Annotated in this window: 11 protein-coding genes; 2 read left to right on the top strand and 9 right to left on the bottom strand. The window is 56.3% G+C overall.

Translation table 11 applies throughout. From position 1 onward, the window contains the following. Positions 1-303: 303 nt before the first annotated feature. The 8 genes from RX972_RS07880 to glnA form a co-directional block, all read right to left on the bottom strand. Positions 304-1,047 carry an SDR family oxidoreductase gene (locus RX972_RS07880; protein WP_316873825.1) on the bottom strand — a complete coding sequence of 248 codons (744 nt, stop codon included), beginning with the start codon at positions 1,045-1,047 and terminating at the stop codon, positions 304-306. Positions 1,048-1,456: 409 nt separating this feature from the next. Then, the gene (gene ntrC, locus RX972_RS07875) at positions 1,457-2,893 is read right to left on the bottom strand and encodes a nitrogen regulation protein NR(I) (protein ID WP_027902131.1); all 1,437 of its coding nucleotides are present in this window, start codon (positions 2,891-2,893) and stop codon (positions 1,457-1,459) included. Next, positions 2,890-3,975, bottom strand: a complete 1,086-nt coding sequence (gene glnL, locus RX972_RS07870) for a nitrogen regulation protein NR(II) (RefSeq protein ID WP_027902132.1) — start codon at positions 3,973-3,975, stop codon at positions 2,890-2,892. Before glnL ends, ntrC begins: the two co-directional genes overlap by 4 nt. 23 nt (positions 3,976-3,998) lie before the next feature. Further along, entirely contained in the window at positions 3,999-4,199 is a 201-nt protein-coding gene (locus tag RX972_RS07865; RefSeq protein WP_161628614.1) for a hypothetical protein, read from the bottom strand. 100 nt (positions 4,200-4,299) lie between these two features. Further along, positions 4,300-4,911 carry a DUF4124 domain-containing protein gene (locus tag RX972_RS07860; RefSeq protein WP_231676451.1) on the bottom strand — a complete coding sequence of 204 codons (612 nt, stop codon included), beginning with the start codon at positions 4,909-4,911 and terminating at the stop codon, positions 4,300-4,302. A 19-nt stretch (positions 4,912-4,930) separates the two neighbouring features. Then, complete coding sequence (locus tag RX972_RS07855; RefSeq protein WP_231676448.1) at positions 4,931-5,455, bottom strand: DUF4124 domain-containing protein; 525 nt, start codon at positions 5,453-5,455, stop codon at positions 4,931-4,933. A 78-nt stretch (positions 5,456-5,533) separates the two neighbouring features. Further along, on the bottom strand, positions 5,534-6,100 hold the full coding sequence (locus tag RX972_RS07850; protein WP_316873820.1) for a chorismate mutase: 567 nt from the start codon (positions 6,098-6,100) through the stop codon (positions 5,534-5,536). 325 nt (positions 6,101-6,425) lie between these two features. Then, positions 6,426-7,832, bottom strand: coding sequence for a glutamate--ammonia ligase (glnA, locus tag RX972_RS07845; RefSeq protein WP_027902136.1), 1,407 nt, complete (start codon positions 7,830-7,832; stop codon positions 6,426-6,428). A 334-nt stretch (positions 7,833-8,166) separates the two neighbouring features. Here glnA and thiI point away from each other — a divergent pair, with 334 nt between their 5' ends. Both thiI and typA read left to right on the top strand, forming a co-directional pair. Further along, positions 8,167-9,621, top strand: coding sequence for a tRNA uracil 4-sulfurtransferase ThiI (thiI, locus tag RX972_RS07840; protein ID WP_231667308.1), 1,455 nt, complete (start codon positions 8,167-8,169; stop codon positions 9,619-9,621). A 144-nt stretch (positions 9,622-9,765) separates the two neighbouring features. Continuing rightward, positions 9,766-11,586: a translational GTPase TypA gene (gene typA / locus RX972_RS07835; RefSeq protein WP_095100978.1), complete on the top strand. Its 1,821-nt coding sequence runs from the start codon at positions 9,766-9,768 to the stop codon at positions 11,584-11,586. Positions 11,587-11,838: 252 nt separating this feature from the next. Here typA and RX972_RS07830 read toward each other — a convergent pair whose 3' ends face one another. Beyond that, a complete protein-coding gene (locus RX972_RS07830) occupies positions 11,839-12,294 on the bottom strand; it encodes a YkgJ family cysteine cluster protein (protein WP_027899672.1) in 456 nt (151 codons plus the stop codon). Positions 12,295-12,435 lie beyond the last annotated feature (141 nt).

Here is a 12,435-nt window from a genome sequence, read left to right as displayed (position 1 = left end):
CACAGATACATCGAATGTACCTGCCCTTTCGCGAATGAATTCGCTCCCACGGATTTGTGTGCGGCTTCAGGTTCATGGTGGGCCTGTGGGACCGACCGGGGTGGCGCTCCACTTCATTCGTGAAAGCGGTATTCCTGACAGCACAGATACATCGAATGTACCGGCCCCTTCGCGAATGAATTCGCTCCCACGGATTTGTGTGCGGCTTCAGGTTCATGATGAGCCTGTGGGACCGAATTCATTCTGCAGGCCAACATAGAGTCTCCTTCAGGGCTTAGAGTTAGCAACTCGGTTCACATCGATCTACGCCAACCCGCCGTTGGCGCGCAGGATCTGCCCGTTGACCCAGCCTGATTCCGGCCCGGCCAGAAATGACACGACATTGGCGATGTCTTCTGGCTGACCCAGGCGTTGCAGGGGCGGCATGTTTGCGAAGTTCTTGATTTGCTCTTCGGTTTTGCCATTCAGGAACAGCTCGGTAGCGACGGGGCCGGGTGCTACTGCGTTGACGGTGATGTTGCGTCCGCGCAGTTCTTTGGCGAACACATGGGTGAATGATTCAACCGCGGCTTTGGTCGCGTTGTAGATCGCGTAGCCAGGAATGTTCAGCGCCAGCGCCGAGCTGGAGAAGTTGATGATCCGCCCGCCGTCGTTCATTCGAGCACTGGCTTCACGCAATGTGTTGAAGGTGCCGCGGGTGTTGATGGCGAAGGTCTGTTCGAAGAGTTCGTCGCTGGTATCCGCAATGGGCATGGTTTTCATGATCCCGGCGTTGTTGACCAGCACGTCGATCTTGCCCAGTTTTTGCTCGGTCAGATCAAACATGGCGCGGACTTCGTTAGTGTCGGCCACGTTGGCTTTGACCGCGATGGCCTGACCGCCATCGGCGAGCAACTCTGCCACCAGTGAGTCAGCTTCGCTGGCGCTGTTGGCGTAGTTGACGACCACTGCAAAACCATCGGCTGACAAGCGTTTGGCGATCTCTGCACCGATGCCGCGAGACGCTCCAGTGACAATGGCGACTTTGCGAGGATTGTTCTGATTCATGGTCCACCTCCATTTTGAATGTGCCGATACTTTTACATGCTGTACGCAGTTATAAACAGGCATGGATTGGCATTGATGTTGGGTAAACCTGAGCAAACACAGGACCTGTAGTTGCCGAAGGCTGCGATCGCGGCGTGTCAGGATAAATGCTTCGCAGCCTTCGGCAGCTCCTACAGAGAGTGCATTTCAATCCAGTTGTTTTGCATTTTTGATGAGAGATTAGCTTGCTCGTGAAGCGTTGTAGCAGACAATCCGGTTATGACGGTGAGATCGCAATCGCGAGCAAGCTCACTCCTACAGGTGCCCATGGTTGATGCGAGACAACGCGGTGTCTGCATCCAGCAGCGTGCAAAAGCAAAAAAGCCCAGAGCTGCATACGCAACCCCGGGCTTTTGGGTGAGGGCTTTAATCAGCCTTCATCACCCTCGTCATCGTCACCACCATCGATCTTCATGCCCAGCTCCTTGATCTTGCGAGTCAAGGTGTTGCGGCCCCAGCCCAGCAGCACGGCGGCGTCGCGACGACGGCCAGCGGTATGCTTGAGGGCAGTTTCGATCATGATGCGCTCGAAGGTCGGCACGGCGCTGTCCAGCAGGCTGGATTGGCCGCGGGCCAACGCCTGATCGGCCCATTGGCGCAATGCCTGTTCCCAGTTGGTCACCGGCGCTGCATCTTGCGGCAGGCTCAGCAGCTCGGGTGGCAGGTCGCTGATGTGCACTTCACGGCCCGAGGCCATGACGGTGATCCAGCGGCAGGTGTTTTCCAGCTGGCGAACGTTACCCGGCCAAGGCAGGTGTTTGAGGTATTCCTCGGTTTCCGCCTTGAGCAGTTTCGGTTCGACCGCCAGTTCCTGCGCCGCACGGCTAAGGAAGTGTTTGGCCAGGGTCGGAATGTCTTCACGACGATCCGACATGCGCGGGATGTGGATACGAATCACGTTCAGACGGTGAAACAAGTCTTCCCGGAATTTGCCCGCCTGCACCAGTGTTTCCAGGTTCTGGTGAGTCGCCGCAATGATGCGCACGTCAACTTTGACCGGCGTGTGGCCGCCCACGCGATAGAACTCGCCGTCAGCCAGAACCCGTAGCAAACGGGTTTGAGTGTCAGCAGGCATGTCGCCGATTTCATCGAGGAACAGCGTGCCGCCATCCGCTTGTTCGAAGCGGCCGCGACGCAGGTTTGCTGCGCCGGTAAATGCGCCTTTTTCATGGCCGAACAGTTCCGATTCCATCAAGTCTTTTGGAATCGCAGCCATGTTCAGCGCAATGAACGGCGAGGCCGAGCGTGGGCTGTGGCGATGCAAGGCGTGGGCAACCAGTTCTTTACCGGTCCCTGACTCGCCGTTGATCAACACGGTGATGTTGGAGTGGCTCAGGCGGCCGATGGCCCGAAACACTTCCTGCATCGCTGGCGCTTCGCCAATGATTTCAGGGGTGCGTGTCAGTGTCGGCGCAACGTCCATGCCTTGCTGTTCCTGGGCATGCAGGTTGGCACGCTTGACCAGAGAAACGGCTTCATCGACGTCGAATGGTTTTGGCAGGTACTCGAACGCGCCGCCTTGATAAGAGGCAACAGCGCTGTCGAGGTCTGAATGGGCGGTCATGATGATGACCGGCAGGCGTGGGTGTTGCTCGCGAATGCGCGCCAACAGGTCCAGGCCACTGGCACCCGGCATGCGGATGTCGGAGATGATCACATCCGGTTGTTGACGAGCCAGACGACTCATCACGCCGTCGGCGCTGTCGAAGCTTTGTGTGGTCATGCCTTCTTGCTGCAAGGCTTTTTCCAGAACCCAACGAATGGAACGATCGTCATCTACGATCCAGACAGTTTCACTACGGCTCATGTCGAAGCTGCTCCTTGTTCCAGCGGCAGGAAGATCGAGAAGGTGGTGTGGCCAGGATGGCTGTCACACTCGATCAGCCCCTGGTGCTGACTAATGATGTTCTGCGTTATCGCAAGACCGAGCCCAGTGCCGTCAGGGCGGCCACTGACCATCGGGTAGAAAATGGTTTCCTGAAGCTCCGCGGGGATTCCAGGACCGTTGTCGATAATTTCGATTTTGCTGACCAGCCGGTGACGCACATGGCCGATGGTGAACTGACGCATCGCACGGGTGCGCAGGCTGATCCGGCCCAGACGCAGCTCGTTCTGGCTACTGATGGCCTGCATCGCGTTTCGCACGATATTGAGCACGGCCTGAATCATCTGTTCGCGGTCGATCAATACGTCGGGAATACTTGGATCATAGTCGCGCACCAGCGTGATGCACCCTTGGCTTTCTGCTTCGACCAGGCTGCAGACGCGTTCGAGCACTTCGTGCACGTTGGTCATGGCCAGCGAAGGCAACTTGTTCGATCCGAGCATGCGATCCACCAGGTTTCTCAGGCGGTCGGCTTCCTCGATGATTACGTTGGTGTAGTCCTTCAAACTCTCTTCAGGCAGCTCCCGGGCCAGTAATTGCGCTGCGCCACGAATACCGCCGAGTGGATTCTTGATTTCGTGAGCCAGGCCACGCACCAGCATTTTGGTGGTTTCCTGCTTGGACAGTTGCGCTTCTTCTTTGGTGATGCGCAACAGGCGGTCACGAGGATGGACCTCCAACAGCAACAAGGTCTCGCCCTGGCTGAGGATGGGCGTTACCGCGTAATCAACTGTCAGTGTCTGGCCGGTAAGGGCGGTGAGCATGGCTTCGCGTTTGGTGAACGGGTGCGCTTGTTCCACCGCCTGGCGCAGGGAGCTCAGGGCTTCTGCAGATTCAGTGAACAGCTCGCTGATGAATTGCCCATGGCTGCGCTGACCGCTGATGGCCAGCAGCATCTCCGCTGCCGGGTTCATGTACTCAAGGCGCAGGTCGGCATTGAGCAGAATGGTGGCAGTGGTCAGGTTGTCGAGTAACAAACGGTGCAGCGCGTCGCTGATAGTCATTAAAGTCGTTGACCTCTTTTGGCTCATTGCGATTCCAGGCGAGCCTCGGGTCGCAGGCGCTGGTTGGTCTTCTCCAGCGTGGGTAACGCCACTGATACATTTGTATCCAGTGCAGATAAAGGTGCTGTTATAGCCAAGTTGCAAAAACCAAACCAAGGCTCCGAAAAGAAGCGTTTAATCTGCAAAATCGGGCTTTTTTTGGACAGTGCGTTTGAATGGTTCATTGGTGCGGACCATTTTCGAACCAAAATGGGGTGGTGGGTCCACTGGCTTGCAATATCTTGCACCAATTTAGGGCTTTGGTGTTTGGGGAGGGGATCTGAATCAAAAGAAAGGCAGGATGCTGCTCTCTTCTTCTGGTTTGTCCTTTATAGGGCACTCAGGCCGGATGCCGTATTCGGCGGTTTTGCAGGGATTGGCGAGACGCTTTTGCGCCAGTGAAATACGCAGCAGGTGAAAGGGCTGATTCGGCGTTTTTTCCAGCACGCGTCCTGTCTCATCGAGAATCTCCACCGCGAGCTGGTGGGTGCCTCGATCTACATTCTTCAACGGGAAGACAGGGCTTCGTCCGGCTTGGGCGTAAGGCTGACCATCAACCAGGAGCCGATAGCTATGACCCGGCTGCAAGGCGGGGTCGCTGGTGACGGTGACAATGAGTTCGCCCTGGGCGCTGCGCACAGTTGCGTCCGGTTCTGGCACCAGAATCCGTAGCAGGTCGTAACGAAACATCGCTTTGGGTTTTGCCTTGGGCGGCGCGCTTTGCTGGACGGTGCGTTTGGGGGGCGATCCGGTGGTGTTATTGCTGGGCAGGATCTCCACGCGCTTCGCGTTCTTGTGAGGCTGATCGGTGAAGACCCGGTTACCTTGTGCGTCCGTATAGGTATACACCTCCGCAAGCGCTGATGTGGGCAGGGTAATCAGCAGCCAGGCGAGCATGCTGATACTCAGCCGGGATTCAAGGTTTGCCGACATGAACGCGCTGCACCGTCAGAGTGATGGTTGGGCTTTGCTGGATGATGCGGCCGTTATCCAGCACAGCCACTGCAAAGCTGTGCTCTCCACGATCAATATTGACGACCTGCAGGCGCGGCACGTTGCCCGGTTGGCCATAGAGGTCGCCGTCGACCACCAGTTGCAGCAAATGCCCCTGCATCAATCTTGGTTTGATCGATACGCCAACGGTGAAGGTGCCGTTGTTGGCGCGTAACGCCTCGTCGGTCGGAAGATCGGCCAACTCCAGCGTTTCGTAGCCCGCTTGCGCCTGAGCCTGGGGTTGCGGATTTTGCGGTGGTGTCACCGGGGTCGCCATTTTCTGGGTATCAACGCTATTGAGCGGCGGCAGTTCGACAACCTTGGCCTTCACACCATCAGGCGGCTGATTGCTGAACGCGGCGTTGCCGTTGGCGTCCGTGTATTTGTAGATCTGCGCCGCTGCGGGCAATGCGATCAACAGCAGCAGACAGATGAGGCTTCGGTGCATGCAGGCTCCGTGGCGTTGATGCAGTTGGCGGTGTAATGGGCGCAGCATAGAACATAAATCAGCTTAAGCGGCTCGTGATCATTTACGGATAACGCACAACTCGCCGACTGCGCGAGTCAGTGCAATATCATGAATCGGGTCTTTGGCTTGCAGTCGGGACTGTTGAATCAGCCAGTTTGGGCATTGCGGGTCCTGACGGTACGGCGCAAAGGCTGAGTATTCGCGCAGTAATCGGGTCTGTAGCTGATCCAGTTGTGGGCGAATCTGCCCGACCAGATCCGGCCGTGGGGTGTCTGGCGCCTTACCGGCTTCGTGCCACTTCGCGAGAAGTGCGTACTGCACCAGCTTGTTCGCTTCGATCTGCGCAACGAGGAGTTGGCTGACGTCCTGTGGATCCAGATTGTAGGTCGGTGCGAGCTTTGCGGCAGCAGCGATGACCTGCGCTTCGCGTGGGCTGTCCTGAATCGGTTTCCCGCTGTCCCATTTGGTCAGCGCGACCTGGTCTGCAATGGCAAGGCGTTCGCTGATGGTTACCATCAGAGGTGCTAGCGCCGCAGGGGCGGGCGAAGTCGTGGGTGTGACCGCGCAGGCGGCCAGACCTGCCAGGGTGGCGCACAGGACAAGCAGGTGCTTCGAATTAGGCATGTTTTTCTCCTGATAAATAAAATGCAGTCTTCTGAATTTGAAATGCATCCCTGTAGGAGTGAACTTGTTCGCGATCTGGCGCGAAGCGGCAGCAAAGGCCGCGACTCGGTCTACTTGGTGGAATCGTGTTTCCAGACTTGCGACTGCTGCGCAGCCGTTCGCGAACAAGTTCGCTCCTACAAGGGGCGGTGTTCGCGATACGACAGCATGCGCTTGCTGGTAGCGCGTGGGGCAACAAATAGATATCGCATGTTAAATACCGCCCATAAAAAAGGCCTCCCGAAGGAGGCCTCTTTTGTGCGTCGCAATTACTGACGCGACTGGATCAGCAGCTGTAGTACAGCTCGTATTCCAGTGGGTGTACGAAGGTACGTACTTTGATTTCTTCTTCGCTTTTCAGGGCGATGTAAGCGTCGATGAAGTCGTCGCTGAAAACGCCGCCTTTGGTCAGGAACGCACGACCTTTGTCCAGCTCTTCCAAGGCTTCTTTCAAGCTGCCGCAAACTTGTGGGATCTCTTTGGCCTCTTCAGGCGGCAGGTCATACAGGTTTTTGTCAGCTGCGTCGCCAGGGTGGATCTTGTTCTGGATGCCGTCCAGGCCAGCCATCAGCAGTGCTGCGAAAGCCAGGTATGGGTTGGCAGATGGATCCGGGAAGCGAGCTTCGATACGGCGGCCTTTAGGGCTGCTGACGTAAGGAATACGGATCGAAGCGGAACGGTTACGAGCCGAGTAGGCCAGCATGACCGGAGCTTCGAAGCCTGGAACCAGACGCTTGTAGGAGTTGGTAGCCGGGTTGGTGAAGCCGTTCAGTGCCTTACCGTGCTTGATGATGCCGCCGATGAAGTACAGAGCGGTGTCGGACAGGCCGGCATAGCCTTCGCCTGCGAAGGTGTTCTTGCCATCTTTGGAGATGGACATGTGAACGTGCATACCCGAACCGTTATCGCCGTACAGAGGCTTAGGCATGAAGGTAGCAGTGCGGCCGTAAGCGTCAGCAACGTTGTGAACAACGTATTTCAGGGTCTGAACTTCGTCAGCCTTTTTAACCAGCGTGTTGAATTTCACGCCGATTTCGTTCTGACCAGCTGTCGCCACTTCGTGGTGGTGAACTTCTACGGTCTGGCCCATTTCTTCCAGAGCGTTGCACATTGCGGTGCGGATTTCGTGGTCATGGTCGAATGGTGGAACAGGGAAGTAACCACCTTTGACGCCTGGACGGTGACCCTTGTTACCGCCTTCGATGTCTGCGTCGGACATCCACGAACCTTGCTCAGAGTAGATCTTGAACATGGAACCGGAGATATCGGATTTGAACTTCACTTCGTCGAAGATGAAGAATTCTGGCTCTGGACCGGCGAATACAGTGTCACCGATACCGGTCGACTTCAGGTATTCCTCGGCGCGGTGAGCGATAGCGCGTGGGTCGCGGTCGTAACCTTGCATGGTCGAAGGTTCGATGATGTCGCAAACCAGAATCAGGGTTGGGTCTTCGGTGAACGGATCGAGAACGGCAGTTTCGTCGTCCGGCAGCAGGATCATGTCGGAGGCTTCGATGCCTTTCCAGCCAGAGATGGAGGAGCCGTCGAACATCTTGCCGACTTCGAAGAAGTCGTCTTCCAGCGCATCACGAGCCGGCATGGTCACGTGGTGCTGTGTACCTTTAGTGTCCGTGAAGCGCAGATCAATCCACTTAACGTCATGATCTTTGATGAGTTGAACCGACTTCGACATGGTGTCCTCCGGGTGGCTTCGGGCCTATTTAATGGTTTGGGCCCTTAGAATTTGGGTGATGCCGGCGCAAATACTCTGCCAAGGCAACCTGCCTCACAAGGGAGCAAATTGCATGCCAGTGCCCCGAGATGGGTTTTATGCCCGAAACGCTAGCAATTCAGGGATAAAAATCGTCGATTTGAAAATTTAACGCACCACAATGAGGCTGCATATTGTCCGACAGGTCTTTTTTGGTGCGTCGAAGATTGGTTGCACGATAACTGGTTAAACCTTGAGCAATTTCCGCTATAATCCCGCCCCCTCTTTTTCGGCTGGCACCTCGCGCGCTGTTTTCATGAAACTAATCGTAAAAGTCTTCCCCGAAATCATCATCAAAAGCCCGCCGGTGCGTAAGCAATTCATCCGCCAGCTGGCCAAGAATATCCGTACCGTGCTCCGTGATCTGGACCCGGTACTGGTGGTGGATGGCTCGTGGGACAACCTCGAGGTTCAGACGAAACTGACCGACCCCAAGGTCCTGCAGGACATGACCGACCGCCTGAGCTGCATGCCGGGTATCGCCAATTTCCTTCAGGTGGCCGAATACCCGCTGGGCGACATGGACGACATCGTTGCCAAGTGCAAGCTGCACTACGCCGATCTGCTGCCGGGCAAGATGTTTTCAGTGCGCTGCAAGCGCGCGGGCAAACATGCATTCAGCTCCATGGATGTCGAAAAATACGTCGGCAGTCAGTTGCGCAAGCAGTGCGGTGCGGCCGGTATCGAGCTGAAAAAGCCGGAAATCGTGGTGCGAATGGAAATTCGCGACAAACGGTTGTTTGTCATCCACAGCCAGCACAATAGTGTCGGCGGATACCCGTTAGGCGCCCTCGAACAAACCCTCGTGTTGATGTCCGGTGGTTTCGATTCGACCGTGGCGGCCTATCAGGTCATGCGTCGCGGGCTGATGGCGCATTTCTGCTTCTTCAATCTGGGCGGTCGTGCCCATGAACTGGGCGTGATGGAAGTCGCGCATTTCATCTGGAAGAAGTACGGCAGCTCCCAGCGCGTGCTGTTTATCAGCGTGCCTTTCGAGGAAGTTCTCGGAGAAATCCTGCAGAAAGTCGATAACAGTCATATGGGTGTAGTTTTGAAGCGTATGATGTTACGCGCTGCATCCTCTATCGCTGACCGTCTTGATATCGATGTGCTGGTTACCGGCGAAGCGATTTCACAGGTTGCCAGCCAGACGTTGCCGAACCTGTCGTTGATTGACGCCGCGACTGACAAGCTGGTTTTGCGTCCGTTGATCACCAGCCACAAGCAGGACATCGTCGATCAGGCGGTTGAAATCGGTACTGCCGATTTCGCCAGGCATATGCCTGAGTATTGCGGGGTGATTTCGATCAACCCCAAGACCAACGCCAAGCGAAACCGCGTTGAGTACGAAGAGCAACAGTTCGACATGGCGGTTCTCGAGCGAGCGCTGGAGAACGCCAAGCTGGTTTCGATCGATCGTGTGATTGACGATCTGAGCCAGAGTGTCGAGATAGAAGAAGTCAGTCAGGCACTGGCAGGGCAGGTCATCGTTGACATCCGTCACCCGGATGCTCAGGAAGATCAGCCGCTGGTATTGCCTGGTATTGAAGTACAGGCGCTGCCGTTCTATGCACTGAACAGCCGCTTCAAGGAACTGGATAACACGCGCCAGTACCTGTTGTATTGCGACAAAGGCGTCATGAGTCGCCTGCATGCTCACCATTTGCTCAGTGAGGGGTATGCCAATGTGCGCGTTTATAGACCGAGCTAAGTGCCCGGGGCTGTTTGCCTGTGGCTTGCGTCACCGGCCCCCCGACGCCAGTCGTCTAGCCGTAACGGCTTTGGCCGACTCTGACGTTATAAATAGCTGTTTAGCAGTATTCAGCTAACCGAATCCTCTGATCGAGATACACAAGTGATCGAAAATCTACGCAACATCGCCATCATTGCTCACGTTGACCACGGTAAAACTACCCTGGTAGACAAACTCTTGCGCCAATCCGGCACTCTGGAGCGTAACGAGCTCAACGACGAGCGCGTGATGGACTCCAACGACCAGGAGAAAGAGCGCGGTATTACCATTCTGGCGAAAAACACCGCCATCAACTGGAACGGCTACCACATCAACATCGTGGACACCCCGGGCCACGCCGACTTCGGTGGTGAAGTTGAGCGCGTAATGTCGATGGTTGACTCCGTGCTGCTGCTGGTTGACGCTCAAGACGGCCCTATGCCGCAAACCCGTTTCGTGACCAAGAAGGCTTTCGAAGCCGGCCTGCGTCCAATCGTGGTCATCAACAAGGTTGACCGTCCAGGCGCGCGTCCGGACTGGGTTCTGGATCAGATCTTCGACCTGTTCGACAACCTGGGTGCTACCGAAGAACAGCTGGATTTCAAAGTCGTCTACGCCTCGGCCCTGAACGGTATTGCCGGTCTGGACCACGCTGAAATGGCTGAAGACATGACCCCGCTGTACCAGTCGATCGTCGACAACGTACCAGCGCCGTCTGTTGACCGTGACGGTCCTTTCCAGATGCAGATCTCCGCTCTGGACTACAACAGCTTCCTGGGTGTTATCGGCGTTGGCCGTATCGCTCGTGGTCGCGTCAAGCCGAACACCCCGGTTGTAGCGATCAGCGCCGACGGCAAACGCCGTAACGGTCGTATCCTGAAGCTGATGGGTCACCACGGTCTGCACCGCATCGACGTTGAAGAAGCCGCCGCTGGCGACATCGTCTGCATCAGCGGTATGGATTCGCTGTTCATCTCCGACACTCTGTGCGATCCACTGAACGTGGAAGCAATGGTGCCGTTGACCGTTGACGAACCTACCGTTTCGATGACTTTCCAGGTAAACGACTCGCCGTTCTGCGGTAAAGAAGGCAAGTTCGTGACGTCCCGTAACATCAAGGAACGTCTGGACAAAGAGCTGCTGTACAACGTTGCTCTGCGCGTTGAAGAAGGCGACACCGCTGACAAGTTCAAGGTCTCGGGCCGTGGTGAGCTGCACTTGTCGGTACTGATCGAAACCATGCGTCGCGAAGGCTTCGAAATGGGTGTTGGTCGTCCAGAAGTGATCATCCGTGTTGTTGACGGCGTGAAGCAGGAACCGTTTGAAAACGTCACCATCGACCTGCCAGAAGAATCCCAGGGTTCCATCATGGAGCAAATGGGTCTGCGTAAAGGCGATCTGACCAACATGGTTCCGGATGGCAAGGGCCGTGTGCGCCTTGAGTACAACATCCCTGCTCGTGGTCTGATCGGTTTCCGTAACGAGTTCCTGACCCTCACCTCCGGTGCAGGCATCCTGACCTCGATCTTCGACCGTTACGACACCATGAAGTCGGGCGATGTGTCTGGCCGTCAGAACGGCGTTCTGGTTTCGGTTGAAACCGGCAAGGCTCTGACCTACTCGCTGGAAACCCTGCAGGCTCGTGGCAAGCTGTTCGTTGAACACGGTCAAGAGATCTACTGCGGTCAGATCGTTGGCTTGAACAGCCGCGACAACGACCTGGGTATCAACCCAACCAAAGGCAAGAAGCTCGACAACATGCGTGCTTCGGGTAAAGACGAGACCATCGCTCTGGTTCCACCGGTCAAGTTCACCCTTGAACAGGCTCTGGAATTCATCCAGGACGACGAGCTGTGCGAAGTGACTCCTAAGTCCATCCGTCTTCGCAAGAAGATCCTGGACGAAAGCGAGCGTACCCGCGCTGCCAAGAAAGCCAAGAACTGATTAGTTTTTAATCAGGCTTGAAAAAACGCCCCCGACCGCAAGGTCGGGGGCGTTTTTGTTTGTATGGTGCTTACTGATCGCTGACTTTGCAGGCGCTACGGTATTTGTGGGAGCTGGGCTTGGTCTGGGCGGCATTCCGACGATAAGGCCGCCTCGGTCTATCCGAGAATTGCGTCGACCTTATCGTCGGAATGCCGCCCAGACCAAGCCCAGCCCTCACAGGCGACCATTTAGCCGCGCGACAGTCCGGTGTCAGAACTTCGGAAACGGCGTGCTGGTGTTGTTCTTCAGCGTGCCGCTCGCCTGGCGAACCACATCTTTGGGCTTGTAAGCGCAGTAGCCGGGACGCGGCCCAACCTTGGGATGGTTGCGGCACGTATCCGGGCGTTTGTCGTAGATGGTGCACAGGCGGCTCTTGCGATCCAGATACAGGCAGTCGTTATTGCTCATGCGCTGCAAGGTGAAGATTTCGGACTTCTGGTTGTAGCGCTCGACAATCCCCTCCTTCTGCAAACGCTTGGCGATGTTCTTCGCCGGTTCGCCCCGCTCGAAGTCATCGACGATGCCGATGCGGATCAAGTCCTTGATCTTCACTTCAACAGGCAGCGTGCAGCAGCTGGAAATACAGCCTCCGCACATATGGCTGGAGTATTTGGCCCAGGTATCGATACGGTCGATTTCTGCGGCGGCGATCAAGGTCGGTTTCATGAGCAATACGGTTCCGGGTGTATCGGGCGCGCGATGATACCGGTGCTTGTTGATTTCGCGTAGGCAAAATTTTGCAAAGCGACTACCGGTGGTGGCCGAGCGCTATTCCTGTAGGAGCGCGCTTGCCCGCGATGACTGTCC

Origin of the sequence: Pseudomonas syringae group sp. J309-1 (assembly GCF_032582135.1) — a bacterium.
In the GTDB taxonomy this organism is placed as follows: Bacteria; Pseudomonadota; Gammaproteobacteria; order Pseudomonadales; family Pseudomonadaceae; genus Aquipseudomonas; species Aquipseudomonas quasicaspiana.
This window is presented reverse-complemented; position numbering and strand designations above follow the sequence as displayed.

What these genes read in the sequence shown, in the direction of transcription:
- RX972_RS07880 (WP_316873825.1), bottom strand. Translation starts at nt 1,047, where the DNA reads ATGAATCAGAACAATCCTCGCAAAGTCGCCATTGTCACTGGAGCGTCT.
- ntrC (WP_027902131.1), bottom strand. Translation starts at nt 2,893, where the DNA reads ATGAGCCGTAGTGAAACTGTCTGGATCGTAGATGACGATCGTTCCATT.
- glnL (WP_027902132.1), bottom strand. Translation starts at nt 3,975, where the DNA reads ATGACTATCAGCGACGCGCTGCACCGTTTGTTACTCGACAACCTGACC.
- RX972_RS07865 (WP_161628614.1), bottom strand. Translation starts at nt 4,199, where the DNA reads ATGAACCATTCAAACGCACTGTCCAAAAAAAGCCCGATTTTGCAGATT.
- RX972_RS07860 (WP_231676451.1), bottom strand. Translation starts at nt 4,911, where the DNA reads ATGCTCGCCTGGCTGCTGATTACCCTGCCCACATCAGCGCTTGCGGAG.
- RX972_RS07855 (WP_231676448.1), bottom strand. Translation starts at nt 5,455, where the DNA reads ATGCACCGAAGCCTCATCTGTCTGCTGCTGTTGATCGCATTGCCCGCA.
- RX972_RS07850 (WP_316873820.1), bottom strand. Translation starts at nt 6,100, where the DNA reads ATGCCTAATTCGAAGCACCTGCTTGTCCTGTGCGCCACCCTGGCAGGT.
- glnA (WP_027902136.1), bottom strand. Translation starts at nt 7,832, where the DNA reads ATGTCGAAGTCGGTTCAACTCATCAAAGATCATGACGTTAAGTGGATT.
- thiI (WP_231667308.1), top strand. Translation starts at nt 8,167, where the DNA reads ATGAAACTAATCGTAAAAGTCTTCCCCGAAATCATCATCAAAAGCCCG.
- RX972_RS07830 (WP_027899672.1), bottom strand. Translation starts at nt 12,294, where the DNA reads ATGAAACCGACCTTGATCGCCGCCGCAGAAATCGACCGTATCGATACC.